Here is a 24,417-nt window from a genome sequence, read left to right on the forward strand (position 1 = left end):
ATTTACGTCATAAATTTTAAGTGGTTACCTGTATATTGTAATTGTATGTCATAATAGTAATTAAATTGTTACAACTGGAGGTGTTATGGAATACGATCTTAAACTAGCTCTGACGATCACGACGATTGCGTTTAGCACTATTGTTGCGTTTGGACTTATCGCTATCCTAACTGCATAGGGGCTATATGGCGAATCTTGGGTTAATTACCAATACCCGAACCGTCATAGATGATGCTCAGTTACAAAAATATATTGGCGGTAAAACGGCGTTAGTTGCACAGGGAGGAGGCCAGCGAGGTATCTTCACATCTGGTGTGCTAGACGCCTTTTTGTTGTCTAATTTTGACCCATTTGATGAGTTTTATGGGACTTCAGCTGGCGCATTGAACATTTGCGCATACCTTTCTAGACAAGCCGGCCTCGGCAAATCTTTTATTCTCGACCTCACCACCGATCCACAGTTTTTTAATCTGTTCAGCTTTATTCGTCGGAAACAGTATCTCAACTTAGAATGGGCGCTCGACAGAATTTGCGAGTATCCGTATAAGCTAGATATCGATATGGGGCGAAGGGTCATTGGTCAGCGAAGAGCATTCGCAGCGGTCACTGATGTTTCAACTCTCAAAGATCATTATTTCCCGATGTTGCGAGAGGATTGGTATCAAGTTTTGATGGCCACGAGTGCGATTCCCAATTTATTTGAGGGATCGGTAACATTGAATCAACAAGCATTCATCGATGGGGGGGTATCCGCGTCAATACCCGTTCAAGAAGCATGGCGACAAGAAAACCGCACAATCGTTGTGATTAGAACAGAAGAGTGTGGAGGTGAAGATACTCCAGTGGTGGATGATCAACCCGTTGCCACCGAACCGCCAACCTGGTTCAGGGAGTCGCTTAACGGTTTGCAACAGCAGTGGCAAGAAAAAATACAGAGTTGGTCTAATGATTGGAATGGCTTCTTTGATAACCAAATATTAAAAGCTCAAGAAAGTAAGCATGCACAACACCTTAATCTAATTAATGGTGGCCGATGGCTGTTCGGCGCTGCAGATATTTACCGTCTTAGTCATTTATTTGGAGAAAAGTTTGATTCTGGGTTAGCTGACATGCTCATGGTGCATTACCAAACATATGCGTTAACTCAAGAGTTCTTGAAAACCCCACCTGATGACTGTTTCGTATTACAAATTGCTCCAGAAGTGGCTTTAAAAACCGCTTCTTTAATGAGTGATCCTGAGGATATTTTGCATGACTATCAGCTTGGGCTCGATGCTGGATTCCATTTTGTCGAGCGTTATAATCTTGCAAGCATCACTCAAGTTAACGCTTCAGAAACGTCCGGCCTTTGGCTACCATCTCAAACAGGCTAGTTATTATTTGTCGTGAAAAAAGCACCGATATTGTTAACAGCTCTTTAATCATCTATTGATTGTTTTTTATACGTCAGATTTTATTGATTCCTTTGCCAACCAATGGCGGATGGTGATTTAAGCCCCAAAGATTCATCTATATGCGTGATATTTGTCACGGCAATCCATTAAACTGCTTCACAATTACTTCGCAAAGTAAAAAAATTAATAGGTTGTTGTTTTTTGGAGTGCAAAATGTACATGGCTCAACCCGGGCACATTGATCATATCAAGCAGATCAATGCTGGTCGTGTGTATAAACTGATAGACCAATTTGGGCCTATTTCGCGAATCGATTTATCGAAACTCAGTAGTTTGGCTCCGGCTAGTATTACTAAAATCACTCGCGAACTTATTGATGCACACCTAATACACGAAACCACCGTTCAGGAGGCGACCAGTCGAGGTCGTCCGGCTGTTGGATTGCAAACCAACAATCAAGGTTGGCAGTTCCTTTCCATGCGTTTGGGGCGAGGCTACCTATCTATCGCGTTGCACGAGCTTGGCGGCGACGTTCTTATCGATACTAAAATCGAAATTCATGAAGTTGATCAGGAAGATGTACTCGCGAGACTGCTTTACGAAATTGATGACTTCTTTGAAAGTTATAATGAGCAACTCGATCGTGTCACCAGTATTGCGTTGACGTTGCCCGGTTTGGTGAATTCCGATCAAGGCATTGTGTTGCAAATGCCTCATTACAATGTGAAGAACTTAAACATTGGTGAGGAAATTTTTAAAGCAACAGGATTGCCCGTTTTCGTAGCGAACGATACCCGTGCGTGGGCATTAGCGGAAAACCTCTTTGGGCACTCTCAAGATTGCGATAACTCAGTGTTAATCTCAATTCACCATGGACTAGGTGCTGGGATCATCTTAGATGGTCGCGTATTACAAGGTCGCCATGGCAATATCGGTGAGTTAGGGCATATCCAGATTGATCGCAATGGTGCACCTTGTCACTGTGGTAACAGAGGCTGCCTTGAAACTGTTGCCAGTTCGCAAGCTATCAGGGATGAAGTCTCTAAAAGATTAGCGAAAGGGGAAGCGTCGGTTCTTTCTGAATGCGAAGACATTACGGTTGAAGCTATTTGTGAAGCGGCGGCAAGTGGTGACGCATTAGCGATCGGAGTGATAGAGAAACTAGGCGAACATTTAGGCTCTGCCATTGCTATTGTGATCAACCTCTTCAATCCTGAAAAGGTACTGATTGGTGGCGTTATCAATCAAGCGAAATCGATTTTATACCCCGCTATTGAGCGTTGTATCGCTGAGCAAAGCCTCCCTGTTTATACTCAAGATCTACAACTTGTCGAGTCTCGTTTTTATAAACAAGCAACAATGCCGGGCGCTGCTTTGGTGAAACAAGCGCTATATGATGGCTTGCTCTTGATGAAAGTGATTGAAGGATAAGGCTTTTCACCATTTTTGTTGATGGTCATACTTTTCTATACAAAGTCAGTAAACTTCTTGTGCTTTCTGCCGATTACATGAGATAAGAGTTTTAGTTCGTGTTATGCCAAGGAAGCCTCATGTCGAGCGTTTTAAGTTCAGTAGATCAGCGTACCCAGTTAGTGGGAGAAAATAGATTAGAGCTGTTAATGTTTACGCTTAACAGCCGTCAAACGTTCGCTATCAACGTATTCAAAGTAAAGGAAGTGCTAAAGCTTCCTGCCTTAACTCAGCTTCCTGGCTCTCATTCCAGTATTCGCGGAGTGGCTTCTCTGCGTGGCGAGTCCGTTCCGGTGATTGATTTACGTCGTGCTATCGGCTTTCCGCCAGCAAAAGACGGTGGCGACCAAAACCTGATTATTACAGAGTACAATCGTTCCGTTCAGGGCTTTTTAGTTGGTGAAGTGAAGAATATCGTTAATACTGCTTGGACAGAGATTCAACCCCCGCCTCGTACAGTAGGTCGTGCAAACTACCTTACGGCGATCACCAAGGTTGAAGAAAATCAGCAAGTCAATCTAGTTGAAATCATCGATGTTGAAAAAGTACTAGCAGAGATCATCGACTATGATGTGTCGATTTCTGAACATACCCTTGATCGCAGCTTATTGCCTCACTTGTCAGGTAAAAAAATCCTTATCGTTGATGATTCTTCCACGGCTCGTAATCAAGTGAAAGGTACATTGGATCAGCTTGGCGTCGAGATCATAGAGTGCTTTGATGGTGCGATGGCTTTCAACCTTCTCAAGCAGTGGTGTGATGAGGGCATTGATGTATGTAATGAATTATTGATGATGATTACAGACGCAGAAATGCCCGAAATGGACGGCTACAAGCTGACGCATGAAGTTAGAAGTGATCCTAGAATGCGAGATCTGTTTATTACTTTAAATACCTCGCTTAGTGGTAGCTTTAATGATGCGATGGTAGAGAAAGTCGGCTGTGACCGTTTTATTTCTAAGTTTCAACCTGATTTACTAGTTGAAGTTGTGCAAGACCGTATGCGAGAGACATTGTAATTGTTTTGCATCGCAAAATAATTTACGCCGTACGTTAAAAATGAGCTATAATTTGGTTGTATTATGGTTAAAGACCATAAGAGTCATAAATACAGTTTAACTACCAGCTAAAGGTTGTTCCATCAGAATGATTTGGTTAACTTCTAAGGTCTTGATGACGTTAAGTTTACTCATTTTCAAGGAATGGAAAAAAAGACGTACGGAAGCGGCAGTCGAAGCGGATCTATGATTCAATACGATTTAAAAACGGGAGCAATAGCTCCCGTTTTTTCGTTTTATGATTTGCAATCAGTGGAATTCTCTTGACTGTACCTTAAGAGCAGAAAGTTGGTCGGTCATATCGATCAAGCGTCCCGCTATTACGTGGATGACTTGCCCCTCACGCTCTAAAATCCCTTTCACCTTGAGGATCTTCGCGGTGAGGTACTGTTTTTTCTGAGCCCTTGCGGTGGCTTGCCAAACAACAACATTAATATTGCCGGTATCATCTTCGAGTGTAAAAAAGGTCACGCCTGCTGCGGTGCCTGGTGACTGTTTTCCTGTGACCGTACCCACTACGGTGACCAAAGATTTGTGTGGTTTCAGAGTAAGGTCACGCATACGAGTAAAGCGTCCTAACTTGCCTGCTTGGTCTAAGAGAGTGATAGGGTGTTGATTGAGAGACACGTTCATCGCAGAGAAATCCTCTAACATATCTTCAATTGGCGATGGCTGGTGGGGGAGTGACGAGTCATCACTCTTCTCCGCTTTAAACAAGGGTAAATCCTGTAAATTATCCATCATCGCCCATCGTGTAGCGTAACGATGCCCTGATATGGCTTTTAGGGCATTAGCTGAGGCGAGTATTTCCAACTCACGACGATTCAGTCCAAGCTGTTTAATTTGCGTCGCTGTTGTGAAGCCCTCGAGAGGCCTGTGTTGTAGCAAACGTTGTATACTCGATTCACTGAGCCCATTAACTTGTCTAAAGCCAAGTTGTAGTACTAAGCCTTGTGGGGTAGGTCTTAAATAGTGGTGGTACTGCGAGTAGTTGACGCACACAGGGGCAATAGAAACATGATGTCGCTTAGCGTCTTGAAGCAGTTGTGATGAGCTGTAAAAGCCCATAGGCAGACTATTGAGTAATGCGGTATAAAAAGCATCAGGGTAATAGTGTTTAAGCCAAGCGCTGCAATAAGCAAGCACAGCAAAAGAGGCCGAATGACTTTCCGGAAAACCATACTCTCCGAATCCACATATTTGCTCAAATAGTCGCTCGGCAAATTCGGTCTCATAGCCTTTGGTTTGCATACCTTGAATCAATTTAGAGCGAAACTTAAATAAATCGCCATTTTTCTTCCAAGCTGCCATGGCTCTGCGTAGTTGATCCGCTTCACCACCAGTGAACCCAGCCGCAACCATCGCAAGTTTGATGACCTGTTCTTGAAAAATAGGCACCCCTAGAGTGCGAGACAAGACAGATTCGACTTCTTTGGAAGGATAAGAAATGGCTTCTTCTCCGTTTCTCCGTTTCAGAAAAGGATGAACCATATCTCCTTGTATCGGCCCGGGTCTCACAATGGCAATTTGAATGACCAAATCGTAATACGTAGCGGGCTTTAAACGTGGCAACATGCTCATTTGTGCTCGAGATTCGATTTGGAATACGCCAATAGTGTCGGCGCGTTGAATCATGGCATATACATTAGGATCATCTTGTCGGCGAGTGATGTCTGCAATGGTCAATGTTTGACCGTAGTGCTTATTGATCAGCTGAAAACATTTGCGGATTGCGGTTAGCATGCCCAACGCAAGGACATCGACTTTGAGTAGACCAAGGCTTTCCAGATCATCCTTATCCCATTGAATGACAGTACGCTCAGCCATAGCGGCATTTTCTACTGGAACCAATTCATAAAGTGGCCCTGATGAAATGACAAATCCTCCCACATGTTGCGAGAGGTGCCGTGGAAACCCGATGATCTCATTGACGAGCTCAATAAACTGCTGACCTTTCAGTGAATCTGGCTTCAGTCCTAGCTCGACAAGTTGAGCTTGCCAGCCTTGAGTGCGATCACGGCGATTGATGTTTTTGATGAAATAGTCGAGTTGAGTGTCGCTAACCCCTAAGGCTTTACCTACATCACGCACAGCACTTTTAAAACGATAAGAGATAACGGTCGCCGCAAGGGCAGCACGCTCTCGTCCATACTTTTGATAGATGTACTGTATCACTTCCTCACGGCGCTCATGTTCAAAATCAACGTCGATATCGGGTGGCTCATTACGTTCTTTACTAATGAAACGTTCAAACAGGACCGAGATTTGTCTTGGGTCAACAGCGGTTATTTCTAAACAGTAACAGACGATAGAGTTCGCCGCTGAACCTCGTCCTTGGTAAAGAATGCCTTGTTGTTTGGCAAACATGACGATGTCATGAATAGTGAGAAAGAAAAACGGATAATTCAGCTCCTCAATCAAGGCTAATTCTTTATGAATGGTTTGCTCCACATGTGAAGACAGTCCTTCAGGGAATCGCTGCTCTTTACCACGCTCGACCAACTCTCTGAGATATCCCATTGGTGTTTTTCCGTTAGGGATAAGCTCACTAGGGTATTCGTAACGAAGTTTGCTCAGCTTAAACTCACACAAGCTTGCAATATACACACTCTCGTTTAACCACTTTGAGCGATACAGTTTCTCTAATTTAGTCTTAGGTCTTAAGCTTCGTTCGGTATTAACCAGTAAGTGACTGCACACTTTTTCGATAGAGGTATTGAGTTTTATCGCGGTTAATGTGTGTTGTAGCGGAAGCCGGGTTGCGGTGTGCATCAGAACGCCACCACAAGCGGTAATTGGTAGTTGTAAATCGACAGACAGTGTCTCGCAATGTTGTATATAGCGATGTTCATTGGAGGTTAGGTGACGTTGTAAGCCAATCCAAAGACGCTGGTGGTGATACTGTACCAACCAGCGACCCCATCTCACATCAGACTCTTTGCCCGTCGGTAGCCATAGAATAAGACAATGACGTAATGACATGATGTCCCATTCTGATAGTTGGTAATCGCCTTTCTCGCAGCGCCGTCTAGCATTCGTGATAATACGGCAGAGTTCAGCGTAGGCTTCCCGTGTTGGACTAAGCAAAATGAACTGACACTCATCATTGAGCCAAAACATGCTACCGACGATTTGTTTTAGCGAGAGACCATGCTGCTTAATGGCGGTATGAGCCCGCACTACACCTGCGACGGAGCATTCATCCGTAATAGCAATAGCGGAATACTGTAAGAACTCTGCTTGCAATACTAGCTCTTCGGCATGAGAAGCACCGGTTAAAAACGAAAAGTTGCTTTGGCAAAATAATTCGGCGTATTTCATATCTGTTTTACTTTTCCGGACTAACTGAATAACCCATGAATAAACCACTGTTTATCTTCGGTTCGAAACAACCACAACCATTGTCCTTGTTCGTTACGAGCAACGTAGTAATCACGCTTAATGTCATTACCATCCCACCAACCGCTGATGATTCTCTCAGGTCCTAAAATGACAGAAACACGCTGCTCCAATAAAGCTGGCTTAGGGTAGAGCAAGCTAGGACGAAGCTTTTTGAGTAAGTAGGCATTTACCTCGGTTTTATCATTGGCTGTTGGCATCATAGGTTGGGTGGCAAATTCAGGTCTTGGATCATCAGTGAGCTTGAGGGATGTGACTGCTTGTAAGCCAAGCTTGGCTTGTAAGGTCGATATGAGTTCAAGGCTAGTTTGACTTCCTTTCACACCGTCAAAGAGGTCGTGTTCATTCACCTGAGTTTCTTCAGCTCGAACGATAGAAAGCGTTAATCCATTTACGGGACCATCAAGCTGGATATTCTCCAAAGTTAACTTAGAAAGTGCTTGCCATTTCGTGGCAAGGTAATCGCCTTGAGCGGAATGAAAAGTCACAGGCTTATCGCCATGATCTCGTTGATGTAACGTGAGCTGTAATTCAAACGCGACCTTGTCACGAAGCTTCAAAAATACCTCTAATTGCTTGAATAACCGCGTCAACGGCTTTTGTAGCCAGTCGATATTTTCAATATCAAACAGCAACTCCAGATATTGGCTAAAGTGTTCTGCAGGGTGATAAAACTCCACAGGATGCTTAAACTGGCCAGTCAGTCTTCCTACATAATTGACGAGATCGATATCAAAACGTTTTGCTATTTCAGGTAAAGGTAGTACTAGCAAATCGTCGATAGTCTGAATGCCGACTCGTTGCAATTTCTCTACTTGTTTATTAGGTAGCTCAGTACATGCTAAGGGGTAGCTAAGGATGGCGTGTTTCAGATGAGTGAGCTGTGGTTCAATCCAGTTTTTACCTTGTTTCGCCATTAACATTGCACTGAAAGGTGACTGGCCTGTAGAGTAATTCGTTTGAACCTCAAGATGGCTAAGGTGTGCGTATAGGGTCGACCAGTAATTGTCGATGCCATCATAGAGTGAAAGCATATTCGTTACTTTGATTAACAATCCATTAGGCGGAAATAGGCAAATATCAGAGGTGATCATATACAACCATTGAGCGATATCATTCAACCGGTTAGCTTCCATTTCTGGGTCGTATGGGTGTACTTGAAGATCCTGGCAAAGTGCGGCTGCACTACCAAGCCCCATTCCTAATTTAACACCTTGTTCAAGGGCATACTGGTTGGCTTGAATGACTTCATGGCGGCGACCATCGACGATAGCAACAGCGACATCAGCATCATGGTTGCTGTCTTTATTATTAAATAGAGTGTCGAGTTGCAGAGTCGGGAAATGCAAATATAACCACAGTAACATCGTTGTTCCACTTATCCTTGTTGCTGCATTGGGAAAGGAATCACGGTAGAAGTATGAGGTTTTGTAGAAAGTGTTAACTCAGGCCAATAAGTGCTCATATCAATAACAAAACTGTCTCGAACAAAGCCGCCTTTACGTTTAGTGATAGAGATGGAAAGCCCTGTTTCATGAGGAGTCAAATTCAAACTCAAGGAGACGGGCAGTGAAAACACCTGTGATGCGGCACCGGACAAGGCTGGCTTAAATAAGAACTGTAAGCAGTGTCCGACTTCACTAGCTACTTGTAAGCGCTTTGCTTGATGGATTTCGAGTCCTTCTTGCCATAAACAGACACCACAACATGCGCCACTCTTTAAGCATTGCTCTGCTGCCCAGAGTGCGTGTTTTCCAGACTCAGGGTAAATCAGCAAGATCTTGGCAGGATCAATTCCTTGAGCGTATAGGTATTCCGCACATAGATAACCAGGTGGGTTGATGAACACCAGAAGTCGTTCTGTTGTTTGTGCTTGTGCGTAGGGCATCAATAGTCTCAGTTCACCGATACCAAGGGGTGATTGAATATCGATAACCCCAGAAGTTGGGAAGCCTCCACCTAAACGACGATCTAATTCAGCAAATCCTGTTGAATGACATTCACTGAAAGACTCGGCTCTTGCGCCTTTCCAAATCAATTGTTTACTTTGTAATTCGCTAATCAATTCATGCATAATAAATACCTGTATATATGTACAGTATATAATAATTCTTAACGGCTGCAAGCCTTGTATAATCACGAGGTACACGAATATTAGGAGACAGTTAACATAAACAAAGCATTAGCCGAATTTAGTGGTAACAAAAAACAGCAAAAAAGCAGTGTTCAGACTAGAGCAAATATTTTAATCTCAAAGGAAGATTGCACCATCGTCGGTTCGGATAGGAGAAGTGGTCGTGTTCAAACAAAATCAAAAATACTCGTTGATTGTACAAGGAGGCGGCCAAAAAGGGGCGTTTGCTGCAGGTGTACTTGATAAATTTATCGATGTGAATTTTGACCCATTCTCACTCTATATTGGCACATCGGCAGGGGCATTGAATGTCTCTTCTTTTGTCACTAAGCAACGTGGTCTAGGGCTAGATTTTATTATGAATTACACCACTCGAGACCGATTTTTTGACTTCAATAAGTTCTTACAAAAACAGCAGCCAATGGATTTGGACTGGGCGTTTGAGTTTGTAAACAGTGGTGAGTTTCCTTTGGATCTCGCTAAGGGTGAGCAGTACCTTGGTGAGGATAGAGTCGCACTCGCTTGTATTACCGATGTCGAAGAGCTTAAAGATTACTACTATCCGATTTTTGCGGAGAATTGGTTTGATGTACTAAGAGCGACCTGCGCCATTCCAATGCTCTATTATCATGACATTGAATTTGATGGTAAAAAATGGATCGATGGTGGTGTCTCTGCGACTATCCCAGTAGAAGAGTCTTATCGTCGCGGGATAAACAACATGGTGGTCATCAGTACCATTCCGCAGCCGAAACAGCAACATGCGGTGACTGCGTCAGTAAAAGATTCACTAGAGAAGTGGAAGAAAGAACTTGAAGCTGGGTTAGATACTCACATCAACCACTTAAAAATCTCTGGTACTAAGGAAAAGTTGTCAGAGTTTCATAAGAACTTTTCCGAAAAATTAGAGAGCATTAAAGCGGATTATCAACGGTTAACAGGACCTCGCTTGGAATCTTACCGAGAGCAGAACAAACTCAAAGCGGCCGAAAAACTTAAGTTATCCAATTGGATTCAAGACAAAGAAAAGCTTAGTCGACTGATCGACATTCAAAACAAGCGTGTACCTTTCAGTCGTAGCGGTACAAGTCATTTGGATATGTTGGTGTCTCACTATGCTAACCATGCGGAAGTGGAGCAGTTTCTGTTATCACCACCGGAGGATGTAAACCTATGGCACATTCAACCGAAACATGAATTATCGTCAAAAGGGTTGCTGAGCCAGAAAGACCAAATAATGGAAGATTATGAGCATGGTTTTGCAATGGCAGGAGAGTTTCTGTCTGAGCATCATAATGTGAGTCGCTGATGCAAATGGTGAATACCCGTCATTCTCAGATCTACTGAGAATGACGGATTCCTGGAAAAATATTAGCTAACCACTCGCTTTGGCTGAGCGTCAATGCACTGACCATTAACGTCGGTGACACTAGGATCCATCAGGTGTAGATACAATGGCATAATATCTTTTGGTGTTTTTAGCGTATTGGCATCTTCTCCTGGATACGCTTTTTCACGCATACGAGTACGTGTAGCACCAGGATTGATGGCATTGACTCGAATTTCAGTATCACTAAGTTCATCCGCTAAAATTTGCATCATGCCTTCTGTTGCGAACTTAGAAATCGCATAAGTGCCCCAGAAAGCACGACCTGAATGGCCAACGGTAGAGGAAGTGAAGATTACTCGTCCTGCCTCGGCTTTTTTCAGTGCAGGTAGCAAGGCTTGCGTCATCAGAAACTCAGATTTGACGTTAATTTGCATCACGTCGTTGAAGGTCTCTTCGTCAATTTGATCGAAAGGGCTTAATGTGCCCAAGACGCTGGCGTTGTGGAGAATGCCGTCGAGTTTTCCAAACTGTCCTTCAATCGTTTCCGCCATATCGATGTAATTCTGCTTCGTCGCACCCTTTAGATCTAAAGGGATGATAGCGGGTTGTGGGTAGCCTGCATTCTCAATTTCGTCGTAGAGGTACTCTAAATTCTTAACGTTACGACCCAATAAAATGACTGTTGCGCCATGTTCGGCATAACTCAAAGCAGCTTGGCGACCAATGCCGGCACCAGCGCCTGTGACTAGAATAACTTTACCTTTTAGCGCCTCAGGAGCGGTTGAATATTCCACTGAACACTTCCTTAGTTTTGAATAATTCTTGGTAATCGTGACAAGATGGTTACAATACACTAATTCGTCGTACAGGGGATTAACACATTGGAATTTTTATTAGACTACGGATTATTTTTAGCCAAGATCGTGACTGTTGTCGTAGCGATAGTTGCATTGTTGGTTATTGCTAAGTCAGTTGGTGGACGCTCTGGTGGCGCAAAAGGCGAACTTGAAATCACTAACCTAACGGAACAACGTAAACAAACGGTGGAGCAGTTAGAACACCACTTACACGATGACGCGTTCATCAAAGCTCGTGATAAAGCAGAAAAGAAAGCGGAAAAAGAAAAAACCAAGCAGCGCGAGAAAGAGATCAAAAAAGCGTCAAAAGATGGCGAGCTTGATAGCAAGCGAGAACCACACCTATTTGTTCTCGACTTTAATGGCAGCATTGATGCGAAAGAAGTGGCATCGCTACGTGAAGAAGTGAGCGCGATTCTGGCTGTAGCGCGTGATGGCGATGAAGTACTAGTACGCCTTGAATCCGGTGGCGGTATGGTTCATGCGTATGGTTTGGCTTCTTCACAACTTGACCGTATTAAAGCGGCGAAATTACCTTTGACTATCGCTGTAGACAAAGTCGCAGCAAGTGGTGGTTATATGATGGCGTGTATTGCTGACAAGATTGTCTCAGCGCCATTTGCTGTTGTTGGTTCAATCGGTGTGATTGCACAATTACCAAACTTCAATAAGTTATTGAAGAAAAATGATATCGAATTTGAACAGCTTACAGCGGGTGAGTACAAGCGCACGCTGACAATGTTTGGCGAAAACACGGATAAAGCTCGTGACAAGTTCAAACAAGAACTTGAAGAAACCCACGGTTTGTTTAAAGACTTTATTCGCGAACACCGTCCGGATCTTGACTTAGACAAAGTTGCGACGGGTGAGCACTGGTTTGGTACTCAAGCTAAAGAGCTAGGGCTGGTGGATGAAATTAAAGCATCGGATGATATTGTTATCGAAGCGTGTAAGGATAAAACTGTGCTGTCTATCCACTATGTTCAAAAGAAAAAGATCACCGATAAGCTGGCGGGCGTAGCTGGTGAGGCTGCCGATAACGTGCTACTAAAACTGATTAGCCGCGGCCAAAAACCAATCGTATAAACACATTAAGTGAATACAGCGCCAACAAGGTTATTTGTTGGCGCTTTTTTATGTTTGAAGGTAAAGAAAATGGCATCTTGAGGCTATTGGGTATATAATTCTGCGCCGTAAAATTAAGAACAAAAATGAGTTGGACCTTCAAAGTCGAGCTTGTGAAAAGATAACGTGGAGTAAAACATGTCCTCAAACACACCAGTGATTACTGTGGATGGACCAAGTGGTGCTGGCAAAGGCACACTGTGTATGTTGCTAGCTGAGAAATTAGGCTATCACTTACTGGATTCTGGGGCGATTTACCGCGTTTTAGCGTTAGCTGCAATTCATCATGGCGTGGATCTTGAGTCTGAAGACGCGCTAGTCCCATTGGCGATGCACCTAGATGTGCAGTTTGTCGCTGAAGGAGAACTGGTTAAAGTGATCCTTGAAGGTGAAGATGTGTCAGGTGAACTTCGTAAAGAAGAAACTGGCAATGCGGCATCAAAAATCGCAGCGCTGCCTCGGGTAAGAGAAGCACTGCTACGTCGTCAGCGAGCATTTAATGTCGAGCCTGGTTTGGTTGCCGATGGTCGTGATATGGGAACCGTTGTTTTCCCTGAAGCACCAGTAAAAATCTTTCTAGATGCCAGTGCAGAAGAAAGAGCGCAAAGGCGTTTTAAGCAGTTGCAACTAAAGGGTTTAGATGTTAGATTTGACGACCTTTTGAGCGAGATCGAAGAACGAGACTACCGAGATCGTAACCGTGCGGTTGCACCTCTTCGTCCGGCTGATGACGCTCTAGTGCTAGATTCAACTTCGCTAAACATCGAGCAAGTGTTGGAAAAAGCGCTACAATATATCGAATCTAAACTCACTAAGTAGCCTCTATCAGGCACTGCTTTTAGTAGAAAGAGCTTGGTGAGCTTTGAGCCGTTGGTCGCAAGGATGATGACCGACTAAATTATCAACCCCATGCGGTAGGATGCCCATGGACGTTTACTTATTGAAGATTAAATAATGACTGAATCTTTTGCTCAACTCTTTGAAGAGTTTCTAAACGAAACAGAATTCCAACAAGGTAGTATCGTTAAAGGTACTGTAGTAGCTATCGAGAACGGTTTCGTTCTTGTTGACGCTGGCCTTAAGTCTGAGTCTGCTATCCCTGCTGAACAGTTCAAGAACGCTGCTGGCGAACTTGAAGTTGAAGTTGGTGCTGAAGTAGACGTAGCTCTAGACGCTGTTGAAGACGGTTTCGGTGAAACTCAACTTTCTCGTGAGAAAGCGAAGCGTCACGAAGCTTGGATCGTTCTTGAGAAAGCTTACGAAGAAGCTGAAACTGTTGTTGGTATCATCAACGGTAAAGTTAAAGGCGGTTTCACTGTTGAACTAAACGGTATCCGTGCTTTCCTTCCTGGTTCTCTTGTTGACGTGCGTCCAATCCGTGACACTGCTCACCTAGAAAACAAAGAGCTAGAGTTCAAAGTTATCAAGCTAGACCAGAAGCGTAACAACGTTGTTGTTTCTCGTCGTGCTGTTATCGAATCTGAAAACAGCGTTGAGCGTGACGAACTTCTTGAGACTCTACAAGAAGGTACTGAAGTTAAAGGTATCGTTAAGAACCTTACTGACTACGGTGCATTCGTTGACCTTGGCGGTGTTGACGGTCTTCTACACATCACTGATATGGCGTGGAAGCGTGTTAAGCACCCATCTGAGATCGTTAACGTTGGTGACGAGATCCTAGTTAAAGTTCTTAAGTTCGACCGTGAGCGTACTCGCGTATCACTAGGTCTTAAGCAACTAGGCGAAGATCCATGGGTAGCAATCGCTAAGCGTTACCCAGAAGGTCACAAGCTAACTGGTCGTGTTACTAACCTAACTGACTACGGCTGCTTCGTTGAAATCGAAGAAGGCGTTGAAGGTCTAGTACACGTTTCAGAAATGGATTGGACTAACAAGAACATCCACCCATCTAAAGTTGTTAATGTTGGCGACGAAGTTGAGGTTATGGTTCTTGATATCGACGAAGAACGTCGTCGTATCTCTCTAGGTCTGAAACAGTGTAAAGCTAACCCATGGCAGTCATTCGCTGAAATGCAAGCTAAGGGCGACAAAGTTACTGGTAAGATCAAGTCTATCACTGACTTTGGTATCTTCATCGGTCTAGAAGGCGGCATCGACGGTCTAGTTCACCTATCTGACATTTCTTGGAATGTTGCTGGTGAAGAAGCAGTTCGTGAGTACAAGAAAGGTGACGAGATCTCTGCAGTTGTTCTAGCAGTAGACGCTGAGCGTGAGCGTATCTCTCTAGGCGTTAAGCAAATGGAAAATGACCCATTCAATGCTTACGTTGCAGACACTAAGAAAGGTACTCTAGTAAACGGTACTGTTACTGCAGTTGATGCTAAAGGTGCTACTATCGAGCTAGAAGAAGGTGTAGAAGGTTACATCCGCGCTTCTGAAGTATCACGTGACCGTATCGAAGATGCGTCTCTAATCCTAAGCGTTGGCGACAGCGTTGAAGCGAAGTTCACAGGTGTTGACCGTAAGAACCGCGTAATCAACCTATCTATCAAAGCTAAAGATGAAGCTGACGAGCAAGAAGCAATGGCTTCACTGAACAAGCAAGAAGAAGGCGCGTTCGGTAATGCTATGGCTGATGCATTCAAAGCTGCTAAAGGCGAATAATTTACGCCATTAGTGAAAAAGGAGCCGTAAGGCTCCTTTTTTTTGTTTTTATCTTTTCAAAATATAGACTATTATCAATTTATACAGGCAGTTAGTACACTGTTGTTGTAAAATGACAAATAGACCACTATTCACTGAATATAAAAACACTAAAGATAAAGAGTAACGAGGGTACCTACCTATGACTAAGTCTGAACTGATAGAAAGACTCTGTGCGGAGCAAACTCATTTGTCCGCAAAGGAAATTGAAGATGCGGTAAAAGATATTCTAGAACATATGGCCAATACGTTAGAAAGTGGTGACCGTATTGAAATCCGCGGTTTTGGTAGCTTTTCCCTTCACTACCGTGAGCCACGTGTCGGCCGTAACCCTAAGACGGGTGATAAAGTGGAACTTGAAGGCAAATACGTTCCGCACTTCAAACCAGGTAAAGAACTACGCGAACGCGTAAACGACAGTCTATAAATACTCGTTAATCGATAAAACGGCATACTTATTAGTGTGCCGTTTTGTTTTATGTTCAAATGAGTGTGTTCGCTTAATTATCATTACAAATGCGCACAGAGTAGTCTAGATACTCTAATTTTGGTCACGATTAACAAGATTATTGTTAGAGAGCATGGTGTGTGAATCCAATTTCCTGCATAATCGTAGCTATCCAATAACTGTGGTAAAAACGCATGAAGATTATAAAAATAGTTTTACTGATAGTACTTTTTTTAGTGACCTTAGCTCTTGGCTCACAGAACCAAGAAGTGGTGACTTTTAATTACTTGCTGGCCCAAGGTGATTTCCATCTATCGACCTTGCTGGGGAGTGTGTTTGTCGTAGGTTTTGTTATCTCTTGGGTTATTTTCGGTAGCTTGCACCTCAAGTCTCAATTGACGGTACGCAAGTTGAAAAAACAGTTAGCGAAACAGAAACCATCAGAATCTAAAGAAGTGGTTAGCGCGAATAGCTAATCAAACAAAAGGGTTAAGGTCTATTTACTAAATGCTTGAGCTATTATTCCTGCTTCTTCCGATAGCTGCAGCCTATGGTTGGTACATGGGACAGCGCAGCGTGAAGCATGATCGACAGGAGCAATCGCATCAGATATCTCGTCAATATATGACGGGCCTTAACCTATTGCTTTCTGATCAATCGGATAAAGCGGTTGATCACTTTATCGAACTGCTACAAGTCGATAATGAGACTATTGATACTCACCTAGCTTTGGGTAACTTATTTCGTTCACGCGGAGAAGTAGACCGAGCCATTCGAATTCACCAAAACCTTATCTCCCGTTCCGGGTTAACCATCGATCAGAAAAACCTCGCTCTGCAACAGCTTGCCAAAGACTATATGGTGTCAGGTTTTCTTGACCGTGCAGAAAAGATCTTCGTTCAATTGGTTGATGAACCTGAACATCGTGAAGCTGCTCTAACGCAACTGCTGGCAATCTATCAGCAGACAAGTGAGTGGCATAAAGCGATTGAGTACGCCACAGCATTACAAAAGATGGGCAAGAAGCGAGTGAAGAACAGCATCGCTCATTTTTGGTGTGAGTTGGCTATGATCGAAAAAGCCGATGGTAATACCAATAAGGCGATCCAAAACTTTAAAAAGGCCCTTGCTGTTGACCCTAGGTGTGCTCGTGCCAGCATTTCATTAGGCAAACTTTATCTGGAAGATGAAGATTATGCTAAAACCGTGTCCTACCTTGAATCAGTGCTAGAACAAGATAAAGACTTTATCAGTGAAGTTCTCCCCACCTTGGCTGAGTGTTATCACCATTTAGGCCAAGAACAGGGCCTGGTTGAATTCCTAAGAGCCAGTATTGAAAAAGGTGCCGGTGTTTCTGCTGAGCTGATGTTAGCGCAGCTCGTTGCAAACCACGAAGGAACGGAGGCAGCGCAGGCGTTGTTGACTCGGCAGTTGGTTCGCAGTCCGACCATGAAAGGTTTCTACCGTCTAATGGACTACCATCTTGCAAATGCGGAAGAGGGCCGAGCGAAGGAGAGTTTAACGACCTTGCAATCGCTGGTGGGCGAGCAACTAAAAACCAAGCCGCACTATCGATGCCGTAAATGTGGCTTTTCAACGCATTCGTTATATTGGCATTGTCCTTCATGTAAAGGATGGGGTACGATCAAGCCTATACGAGGACTGGATGGCGAGTAGCCTCCGACACAGAATTTTCAATGCAGCACTTATGTGCTGCTTTTTTTGAGTAAAACTCAACTTTCAACGAGGAGCGAAAATGATTGACCAAAAAGTGATTGTTGCACTGGACTATGATAACCAAGCCGATGCATTAGCTTTTGTCGATAGAATTGACCCAAGCTCTTGCCGACTAAAAGTGGGCAAAGAGATGTTCACACTATTTGGTCCTGAGTTCGTTCGAGAGCTTCATAAACGAGGCTTCTCTGTATTTCTAGATCTTAAGTTTCATGACATTCCTAATACTTGCTCGAAAGCAGTACGAGCTGCAGCAGAGTTGGGCGTTTGGATGGTGAACGTCCATGCTGGCGGTGGTGAGCGCATGATGGCGGCATCTCGCGAGATTCTAGAACCCTATGGTAAAGACCGACCACTGCTTATTGGTGTAACTGTACTGACGAGCATGGAGCAGTCAGATCTCGCAGGTATTGGTATTAATGTTGCGCCTCAGGAGCACGTTCTTCGTTTGGCTAACTTAACCAAAGATGCTGGTTTGGATGGGGTGGTTTGTTCTGCTCAAGAGTCTAGCATGCTAAAAGCACAACTTGGCAAAGAGTTTAAACTCGTTACTCCAGGTATTCGTCCAGCAGGTGCTGCAGTTGGTGACCAAAAACGTATCATGACACCAGATATGGCGATTCAGGCGGGCTCTGATTATCTTGTGATTGGTCGCCCAATTACTCAAGCAGAAAACCCAGCTCAGGTTCTAGCAGACATAAATGCGTCTTTGCGTTAAACCAAATTGCTAAGCCATTAAAAAGAAAAGAGCCAATATCGATAAGATGTTGGCTCTTTTTTATGCAGCTTGCTAAATAGGCTTAAGCGGGTATTCCACTATGGAACTTAAAGTCATTATCTGGAGATGAAATCAGCTCCGCCTCGATCTTACCAAAGTAAGCTACTCGTTCACTGATATCCTCGCCGGCCACCTGCTCAGCCAACGTTAAGTAGTCTTGATAGTGGCGTGCTTCCGATCGCAATAGTGATATGTAGAATTTTGCAATATCGTCGTCCATGTGAGGCGCCAACTTAGCAAAACGTTCGCACGAGCGAGCTTCGATATAGGCACCAATAATAAGCTTATCTACTAGGGTATTTGGCTCATAAGTCGCCATTTTTGACAATAACCCTTTTGCATATCGGCTTGCGGGTATTGGTTCATAGGCGATACCACGCTGTTCCATTATTTCCAATACCTGATAGAAGTGATGCAGCTCTTCCTTAATCAGTAGCACCATTTTATCAATTAAGTCTTGGCTATAAGGTGAATCGGACTTGGCGATAATGGACTTAGAAATATTGCTCTTACCACGCAGTGTTTCCATATTACCAATACGGCGATATGCAAACTCTTCATAAGGCTTAAACCAATCAAACAACACAGTCGCGCTTTGCTTATCTACCGCGTATTTGCGAATCAGGAACATCGCCGACTGACCAGCTTTCAACTCACACAATAAGTGGTCGATAAGTATGGTAGGCAGGTTGTCGGGCTTTTTTGCTTCTTCAACCCACTCGTTAGGCGTTGAGCATTGTAGAAACTGATTAATCGGGGCAAGAATCGCGTCTATTTGAGATGAAGTAATCATAATATTTTTCGTTGAGCTAATTGAAAAAGGCCGCCAAAGCGACCTTTTTTGAACCGGTAAAGATTACCATTTTTTCTTTTCACCAAACAGTGCGTTGATGTCGTCATCACGCTCTCTGTTGGTTTGTTGTTGTTTTTCTTCTGCTTTAGCTTGTCGGCTATTTTGAAGTTGCTCTAGCATTTCAGACAGCTTTTGTTTGGCTTGCATCGAGTAGTTGTCATTTTTTGTGCTTAGCGCATCAATGCCTTTTTTAAGCAGCTGAGCGGCGGTGCCTGGTTGGCCTTTTGCGATAGATTCGTGAGCGCGTTTAACCACATTTTCGATATTGATTCGAATTTGAATGGTTTCGAGTCGAGCGTTCTCTACCATATACGACTGAGTATCCATCCGGCCTTTATTGTGTTCAGTGCGAACAGTGTCTCGTAGGCGCTTAACCAGTTTAAGCATGATAATGGCTTGCTTATCGCTCGTTGGTACTTTAAACGATGTAGCGTCGTTGCCTTCATAACTGTCTTGAATCTGCTGAACTTGACCTTTGGCAGACTCAACTCTTTGGACAAGGTGTTTATTCTTAGGATCGAGCTCATGCATGTTCATTAGAGCATCGAGAATGCGATTATGAAGGCAAAGCATCAATTCTTTGCTGTAAGGGAGGTAACTAGCACCGCTTATCAGTTCTTCAGTAGCATCAATTAAGGCTACATAGCGAGCGGATTCTTGACGTCGTGTCGCTTCCGCTTTTAATTTGTATTGCAGCATGATGTTGTACCCAAGGATCAGGACAAGCAACAGTGCAACCAGTGCGATGATTAAACCAATATTCATAACGTTTTGTATCTACAATGAGTTTCCCTACAATTCGATAAACAGGATACACCAAAGACAAAAGCATCAACACTGCTAAGTTGTCGATTCGGTCATAAAGCAAGGAATTCGATAGCTTTTCATCCAGCAAAAATGCAAATGAGCATTTTGTAGTCAAAAAAACTGTTAATCTTTCTAGTAATTCGTTATAACTAATAATTATATGCTTGTTTTGAGTTGTGATGGGCTCAATGCAATATCAACAGGGATGATGAGAAACCGATGAAGTTACAGCAGTTAAAATACATTGTCGAAGTAGTGAACCATAACCTGAATGTGTCTGCCACGGCAGAGAGTCTTTATACCTCTCAACCTGGTATTAGCAAGCAGGTTCGCTTGCTAGAAGACGAGTTGGGTATTCAGATTTTTGAGCGCAGCGGCAAACATCTTACGCAAGTCACTACGGCTGGTGAAGACATCATTCGTATCTCTCAAGAAATTCTTTCTCGAGTTGAGAGTATTAAAGCGGTCGCCGGTGAGCATACTCACCCTGAAATGGGAACGCTTAATATCTCGACTACCCATACGCAAGCTCGTTATGCGCTTCCTGAAGTCATTAAAGGATTTACGGCTCGTTATCCTAAAGTGTCTCTGCACATGCACCAAGGTACACCGTCACAAATGTCAGAGGCGATTGCCAAAGGTACCGCTAACTTTGCTATCGCGACAGAAGCATTGCATCTCTATCAAGACGCCATCATGTTGCCTTGCTACCACTGGAATCGCTCTATCGTGGTACCCAAAGACCATCCTTTGGCACTGAAACAACAGATCACCATTGAAGATTTAGCTGCGTATTCGTTGGTGACGTATGTATTTGGCTTTACGGGTCGTTCAGAGCTTGATACTGCTTTTAACAAGGTAGGGTTGACGCCTAAAGTAGTCTTTACTGCAACTGATGCTGATGTCATCAAAACCTATGTAAGAATGGGGATTGGTGTAGGCGTGATTGCTAGTATGGCTATGGATGAATCGCAAGACACCGATCTTGTCGCCATTGATGCAAGCCATATATTTGGTGCTAGTACCACCAGTATTGGCTTTAGAAAAGGCACGTTCCTGCGTTCGTATATGTATGATTTCATGGAGCGTTTTGCTCCTCATTTGACTCGCCCAGTTGTTGAACAAGCCATCTCTCTCAAGTCCAATGTGGAGATTGAAGAGATGTTTAAAGATATCGACTTACCCGTTCGATAGCATAAACTCCTTTCGTTGTTGAACACTTCCTCCTACAATCGGTGCGATTAACGTATTGCACCGGGAATAGGGGGACGCAAATGCATCAGTCGTTTGCAGACATCACTTCATTTCTTCTTCGTCATCAAAACTATTGGCGCCATGATCCTTTTCATCAAGTGATCTCTGGGCGAGTATTATGGCACGAGTCAGCGCCTCAATTGTTTGAGTGGATCCAAACGCTGTCCCCACAAGAGATACTGGAACTCAAATCATCGACTCAGTACGCCATTGAAGCGCTAGAGCCGTATATTTCCGATGTTAGAACTGCTCATACCGCAATTGAGCTCAGCTCAATGCACTCGACGGAAGAGCTAGTGTTGCCAAGAGGTATCGATGCAGGAATTCCCGGTCGTAAACTAGAACAAATAAAGCAGATGACAATGGCGTGTTTGAATGATCATGCTGGCAATGAATGGCTAGAGTGGTGCTCAGGGAAAGGATTTTTAGGCCGGCTATTAGCTTCAGAGTCAAAGCAGTCCGTTACAAGCTTTGAGTTTCAATCAGCACTTTGCAAAGCAGGGCAGGAAGAAGCAGATAAACGCACGTTACCCATGCGGTTTGTTCAAGGCGATGCATTTTCTCCGCAATCTAAATTGGTCTTTAAGCCAACTCAACATGCTGTTGCGCTTCATGCATGTGGCGATCTACACGTTACTCTTATTAAACATGCCGTAGAGCAACATTTATCCGCATTGACGATATCACCGTGTTGTTATCACCTTATCCAAGGAGAGAATTACTCGCCATTGTCCAAAGAAGGGAAGGCCGCAAAACTGTCACTAAGTAAACATGAGTTGCGAATTCCACTTCAAGAAACCGTGACAGGAGGAGAGCGTGTTCGTCGTCATCGTGAACAAGAGATGGTGTTTCGTTTAGGCTTTGATGCTTTATGCCAGAGTCATAAGTTAACTGAAGGCTACTTACCTATACCGAGTATAAAAAAATCGCAGCTATCTAGTGGTTTTAAAGCATTGTGCGAATGGGCGGCTCATAATAAGCAACTCGACTTACCTGATGTTGATTTTGGCCATTTTGAACAAATGGGTCACCGACGATATTGGCAAATGGAAGCATTAAGCGTAGTACAAGGCGTTTTCAGGCGACCATTGGAAGTGTGGCTAGCTTTGGACAAAGCCTTATATTTGCAAGAGCAAGGGTATAATGTGGGACTTAGTACATTCTGTGAGACTAGTGTGACGCCAAGAAATATTCTGATCCACGCGAAGAGAGCGGATTAAAAAACGGGCATGACGCCCGTTTTTAACTTTTTGAGGTTTAGAACATAACCTTCAAAATAGATTTGCGATTAGTTAAACATCGCAATAGCAGTTGCTGGCTCGACGTATTCTAGGTTGAAGCTCTCTGCTACTTCTTTACAAGTCACTTTACCGTGAATAACGTTTAAGCCGTCTAGGAAGCCTTTGTCTTCTGTCAGTGCTTGTTGATAGCCTTTGTTCGCCAATTTGATGATGTAAGGCAGAGTTGCGTTATTCAGTGCGAAGGTTGATGTACGTGCAACCGCGCCAGGCATGTTTGCTACGCAGTAGTGAACAACATCATCAACAATGTAAGTTGGGTCCGCATGAGTGGTTGCGTGCGATGTCTCGAAACAACCACCTTGGTCGATAGCAACGTCAACGACTGCCGCACCAGGCTTCATTTTAGCAATGTGCTCTTTGGTCACTAGCTTAGGTGCAGCAGCACCAGGTACTAAAACAGCGCCTATGACAAGATCAGCTTCTAGAACATGCTTCTCTAGAGCGTCTTCAGTAGAATAAACGACTTTTGCGCGACCCTGGAATTCTTCGTCCAAAACGCGTAATGTATCAATATTGCGGTCGAGGATTGTGACGTCTGCACGCATACCTACAGCCATGCGAGCAGCGTTAGAACCCACTACGCCACCACCAACAACGACGACCTTCGCTGGTTCTACACCAGGTACGCCACCTAGGAGTAGGCCACGTCCACCATTGGACTTTTCGAGTGTTTGTGCACCAGCCTGTATAGACATTCGCCCAGCGACTTCAGACATTGGTGCTAATAGTGGCAAGCGACCCATATTATCTGTTACAGTCTCATAAGCAATGCAGACAGCTTTGCTCTTGATTAGCTCTTCAGTTTGTGGAAAATCTGGTGCTAGGTGAAGATAAGTGAATAATATTTGTCCTTCGCGTAACATAGCACGCTCGACAGCTTGGGGTTCTTTGACCTTTACAATCATCTCTGCTTTCGCGAAAACGTCAGCAGCGGTAGGAAGAATGGATGCGCCTACAGCGATGTAATCATCGTCTGAAAAACCGATACCAACGCCAGCGTTAGTTTCAATGTAAACATCGTGGCCGTTTGAGATTAGCTCTCGAACGCTTGCTGGAACCATACCAACACGGTATTCGTGGTTTTTAATTTCCTTAGGTACGCCAATTATCATCCTGACTCCTCATTATATTGTGGTTGTATTAACTGTTTGTAGGGTGTTATTGTCGAATTACGTACTAGTATAGAAGCTAATAAACAAAATTTGATACTGAATATTACAGAGTTGTAGTATATTTTTTTGCAAGGAAGTAACAAGGTGGAATAAAAAATGGCAGACAACTATAAGAAGCCGTCCAAGGAACTAGACCGAATTGACCGCAACATTCTAAATGAGTTGCAGAAAGATGGTCGAATCTCAAACGTCGAACTCTCTAAACGAGTGGGGCTTTCTCCCACTCCATGTCTAGAGCGTGTACGTCGACTTGAGAGACAGGGATATATTACGGGCTATACTGCTCTTCTTAATCCTCAATATTTAGATGCGTCACTACTTGTTTTCGTAGAGATTACATTGAACCGTGGTGCGCCAGATGTGTTCGAGCAGTTTAATACTGCGGTACAAAAGCTGGATGACATTCAAGAGTGTCACCTAGTTTCTGGTGATTTCGACTATCTTTTGAAAACAAGGGTGTCGGATATGGGTGCTTATCGTAAGCTTCTTGGGGATACCTTACTTCGTCTACCGGGCGTCAATGACACTCGTACCTACGTTGTAATGGAAGAAGTGAAGCAAACCAACCAACTTGTGATTAAAACCCGCTAAACTGTAGTTACAGTAAGTCTTACAGGAAGCTGACTAAAGTAATGAAAA

General features: G+C 43.8%; 22 protein-coding genes. 15 read left to right on the forward strand and 7 right to left on the reverse strand.

Annotated elements, in window-relative coordinates:
- The first annotated feature begins 85 nt into the window (after window positions 1-85).
- From cydH to AWH66_RS03735, 4 genes are all read left to right on the forward strand, one after another.
- Window positions 86-178 carry a cytochrome bd-I oxidase subunit CydH gene (cydH, locus tag AWH66_RS25635; protein WP_143081457.1) on the forward strand — a complete coding sequence of 31 codons (93 nt, stop codon included), beginning with the start codon at window positions 86-88 and terminating at the stop codon, window positions 176-178.
- 7 nt (window positions 179-185) lie between these two features.
- On the forward strand, window positions 186-1,373 hold the full coding sequence (locus AWH66_RS03725; RefSeq protein ID WP_063605656.1) for a patatin-like phospholipase family protein: 1,188 nt from the start codon (window positions 186-188) through the stop codon (window positions 1,371-1,373).
- Window positions 1,374-1,607: 234 nt separating this feature from the next.
- Entirely contained in the window at window positions 1,608-2,825 is a 1,218-nt protein-coding gene (gene mlc / locus AWH66_RS03730; RefSeq protein WP_063605655.1) for a sugar metabolism global transcriptional regulator Mlc, read from the forward strand.
- Between the two features lie 119 nt (window positions 2,826-2,944).
- Window positions 2,945-3,883 (forward strand): chemotaxis protein CheV, encoded by a 939-nt coding sequence (locus AWH66_RS03735; protein ID WP_062460368.1) that lies wholly within the window; start codon window positions 2,945-2,947, stop codon window positions 3,881-3,883.
- A gap of 288 nt (window positions 3,884-4,171) precedes the next feature.
- Here the strand turns inward: AWH66_RS03735 and AWH66_RS03740 are convergent, their stop codons facing one another.
- From AWH66_RS03740 to imuA, 3 genes are read right to left on the reverse strand one after another with little or no spacing between them, the layout of a single operon-like run.
- Window positions 4,172-7,243 (reverse strand): error-prone DNA polymerase, encoded by a 3,072-nt coding sequence (locus AWH66_RS03740; protein ID WP_063605654.1) that lies wholly within the window; start codon window positions 7,241-7,243, stop codon window positions 4,172-4,174.
- Window positions 7,244-7,263: 20 nt separating this feature from the next.
- Window positions 7,264-8,688, reverse strand: coding sequence for a Y-family DNA polymerase (locus AWH66_RS03745; protein WP_063605653.1), 1,425 nt, complete (start codon window positions 8,686-8,688; stop codon window positions 7,264-7,266).
- An 11-nt stretch (window positions 8,689-8,699) separates the two neighbouring features.
- Window positions 8,700-9,395 carry a translesion DNA synthesis-associated protein ImuA gene (gene imuA / locus AWH66_RS03750; protein WP_063605652.1) on the reverse strand — a complete coding sequence of 232 codons (696 nt, stop codon included), beginning with the start codon at window positions 9,393-9,395 and terminating at the stop codon, window positions 8,700-8,702.
- A gap of 223 nt (window positions 9,396-9,618) precedes the next feature.
- Here imuA and AWH66_RS03755 point away from each other — a divergent pair, with 223 nt between their 5' ends.
- Window positions 9,619-10,764 (forward strand): patatin-like phospholipase family protein, encoded by a 1,146-nt coding sequence (locus tag AWH66_RS03755; protein ID WP_063605651.1) that lies wholly within the window; start codon window positions 9,619-9,621, stop codon window positions 10,762-10,764.
- 62 nt (window positions 10,765-10,826) lie between these two features.
- Here AWH66_RS03755 and AWH66_RS03760 read toward each other — a convergent pair whose 3' ends face one another.
- Window positions 10,827-11,579: a YciK family oxidoreductase gene (locus AWH66_RS03760; protein WP_063605650.1), complete on the reverse strand. Its 753-nt coding sequence runs from the start codon at window positions 11,577-11,579 to the stop codon at window positions 10,827-10,829.
- A gap of 87 nt (window positions 11,580-11,666) precedes the next feature.
- Between AWH66_RS03760 and sohB the strand changes: the two genes are divergently transcribed.
- From sohB to pyrF, 7 genes are all read left to right on the forward strand, one after another.
- A complete protein-coding gene (sohB, locus tag AWH66_RS03765; protein ID WP_063605649.1) occupies window positions 11,667-12,728 on the forward strand; it encodes a protease SohB in 1,062 nt (353 codons plus the stop codon).
- A 177-nt stretch (window positions 12,729-12,905) separates the two neighbouring features.
- Window positions 12,906-13,586: a (d)CMP kinase gene (cmk, locus tag AWH66_RS03770; protein ID WP_031496510.1), complete on the forward strand. Its 681-nt coding sequence runs from the start codon at window positions 12,906-12,908 to the stop codon at window positions 13,584-13,586.
- Window positions 13,587-13,721: 135 nt separating this feature from the next.
- The gene (gene rpsA / locus AWH66_RS03775) at window positions 13,722-15,392 is read left to right on the forward strand and encodes a 30S ribosomal protein S1 (protein ID WP_063605648.1); all 1,671 of its coding nucleotides are present in this window, start codon (window positions 13,722-13,724) and stop codon (window positions 15,390-15,392) included.
- A gap of 181 nt (window positions 15,393-15,573) precedes the next feature.
- On the forward strand, window positions 15,574-15,858 hold the full coding sequence (gene ihfB / locus AWH66_RS03780) for an integration host factor subunit beta (RefSeq protein ID WP_063605647.1): 285 nt from the start codon (window positions 15,574-15,576) through the stop codon (window positions 15,856-15,858).
- A 215-nt stretch (window positions 15,859-16,073) separates the two neighbouring features.
- Window positions 16,074-16,355, forward strand: coding sequence for a LapA family protein (locus AWH66_RS03785; RefSeq protein WP_063605646.1), 282 nt, complete (start codon window positions 16,074-16,076; stop codon window positions 16,353-16,355).
- Between the two features lie 31 nt (window positions 16,356-16,386).
- Window positions 16,387-17,556, forward strand: coding sequence for a lipopolysaccharide assembly protein LapB (lapB, locus tag AWH66_RS03790; RefSeq protein WP_006075560.1), 1,170 nt, complete (start codon window positions 16,387-16,389; stop codon window positions 17,554-17,556).
- Window positions 17,557-17,635: 79 nt separating this feature from the next.
- The gene (pyrF, locus tag AWH66_RS03795; protein WP_063605645.1) at window positions 17,636-18,331 is read left to right on the forward strand and encodes an orotidine-5'-phosphate decarboxylase; all 696 of its coding nucleotides are present in this window, start codon (window positions 17,636-17,638) and stop codon (window positions 18,329-18,331) included.
- An 82-nt stretch (window positions 18,332-18,413) separates the two neighbouring features.
- Here the strand turns inward: pyrF and miaE are convergent, their stop codons facing one another.
- Window positions 18,414-19,184 (reverse strand): tRNA isopentenyl-2-thiomethyl-A-37 hydroxylase MiaE, encoded by a 771-nt coding sequence (gene miaE / locus AWH66_RS03800; protein ID WP_063605644.1) that lies wholly within the window; start codon window positions 19,182-19,184, stop codon window positions 18,414-18,416.
- A 63-nt stretch (window positions 19,185-19,247) separates the two neighbouring features.
- Window positions 19,248-20,009 carry a hypothetical protein gene (locus AWH66_RS03805; RefSeq protein ID WP_063605643.1) on the reverse strand — a complete coding sequence of 254 codons (762 nt, stop codon included), beginning with the start codon at window positions 20,007-20,009 and terminating at the stop codon, window positions 19,248-19,250.
- Window positions 20,010-20,270: 261 nt separating this feature from the next.
- On the opposite strand from AWH66_RS03805, the gene cysB reads away from it, so the two are divergent.
- Complete coding sequence (gene cysB / locus AWH66_RS03810; protein WP_031496747.1) at window positions 20,271-21,245, forward strand: HTH-type transcriptional regulator CysB; 975 nt, start codon at window positions 20,271-20,273, stop codon at window positions 21,243-21,245.
- A gap of 80 nt (window positions 21,246-21,325) precedes the next feature.
- Complete coding sequence (locus AWH66_RS03815) at window positions 21,326-22,525, forward strand: methyltransferase (protein WP_063605642.1); 1,200 nt, start codon at window positions 21,326-21,328, stop codon at window positions 22,523-22,525.
- Between the two features lie 68 nt (window positions 22,526-22,593).
- Here AWH66_RS03815 and ald read toward each other — a convergent pair whose 3' ends face one another.
- Window positions 22,594-23,718 carry an alanine dehydrogenase gene (ald, locus tag AWH66_RS03820; protein ID WP_063605641.1) on the reverse strand — a complete coding sequence of 375 codons (1,125 nt, stop codon included), beginning with the start codon at window positions 23,716-23,718 and terminating at the stop codon, window positions 22,594-22,596.
- A 156-nt stretch (window positions 23,719-23,874) separates the two neighbouring features.
- On the opposite strand from ald, the gene lrp reads away from it, so the two are divergent.
- Entirely contained in the window at window positions 23,875-24,369 is a 495-nt protein-coding gene (gene lrp / locus AWH66_RS03825; protein WP_004734558.1) for a leucine-responsive transcriptional regulator Lrp, read from the forward strand.
- Window positions 24,370-24,417 lie beyond the last annotated feature (48 nt).

Origin of the sequence: Vibrio barjaei (assembly GCF_001639065.2) — a bacterium.
GTDB classification, from domain to species: Bacteria; Pseudomonadota; Gammaproteobacteria; order Enterobacterales; family Vibrionaceae; genus Vibrio; species Vibrio barjaei.

Coding starts and splice junctions, on each gene's coding strand:
- cydH (WP_143081457.1), top strand. CDS start 86: ATGGAATACGATCTTAAACTAGCTCTGACGATCACGACGATTGCGTTT.
- AWH66_RS03725 (WP_063605656.1), top strand. CDS start 186: ATGGCGAATCTTGGGTTAATTACCAATACCCGAACCGTCATAGATGAT.
- mlc (WP_063605655.1), top strand. CDS start 1,608: ATGTACATGGCTCAACCCGGGCACATTGATCATATCAAGCAGATCAAT.
- AWH66_RS03735 (WP_062460368.1), top strand. CDS start 2,945: ATGTCGAGCGTTTTAAGTTCAGTAGATCAGCGTACCCAGTTAGTGGGA.
- AWH66_RS03740 (WP_063605654.1), bottom strand. CDS start 7,243: ATGAAATACGCCGAATTATTTTGCCAAAGCAACTTTTCGTTTTTAACC.
- AWH66_RS03745 (WP_063605653.1), bottom strand. CDS start 8,688: ATGTTACTGTGGTTATATTTGCATTTCCCGACTCTGCAACTCGACACT.
- imuA (WP_063605652.1), bottom strand. CDS start 9,395: ATGCATGAATTGATTAGCGAATTACAAAGTAAACAATTGATTTGGAAA.
- cmk (WP_031496510.1), top strand. CDS start 12,906: ATGTCCTCAAACACACCAGTGATTACTGTGGATGGACCAAGTGGTGCT.
- rpsA (WP_063605648.1), top strand. CDS start 13,722: ATGACTGAATCTTTTGCTCAACTCTTTGAAGAGTTTCTAAACGAAACA.
- ihfB (WP_063605647.1), top strand. CDS start 15,574: ATGACTAAGTCTGAACTGATAGAAAGACTCTGTGCGGAGCAAACTCAT.
- AWH66_RS03785 (WP_063605646.1), top strand. CDS start 16,074: ATGAAGATTATAAAAATAGTTTTACTGATAGTACTTTTTTTAGTGACC.
- lapB (WP_006075560.1), top strand. CDS start 16,387: ATGCTTGAGCTATTATTCCTGCTTCTTCCGATAGCTGCAGCCTATGGT.
- pyrF (WP_063605645.1), top strand. CDS start 17,636: ATGATTGACCAAAAAGTGATTGTTGCACTGGACTATGATAACCAAGCC.
- miaE (WP_063605644.1), bottom strand. CDS start 19,184: ATGATTACTTCATCTCAAATAGACGCGATTCTTGCCCCGATTAATCAG.
- AWH66_RS03805 (WP_063605643.1), bottom strand. CDS start 20,009: ATGAATATTGGTTTAATCATCGCACTGGTTGCACTGTTGCTTGTCCTG.
- cysB (WP_031496747.1), top strand. CDS start 20,271: ATGAAGTTACAGCAGTTAAAATACATTGTCGAAGTAGTGAACCATAAC.
- AWH66_RS03815 (WP_063605642.1), top strand. CDS start 21,326: ATGCATCAGTCGTTTGCAGACATCACTTCATTTCTTCTTCGTCATCAA.
- ald (WP_063605641.1), bottom strand. CDS start 23,718: ATGATAATTGGCGTACCTAAGGAAATTAAAAACCACGAATACCGTGTT.
- lrp (WP_004734558.1), top strand. CDS start 23,875: ATGGCAGACAACTATAAGAAGCCGTCCAAGGAACTAGACCGAATTGAC.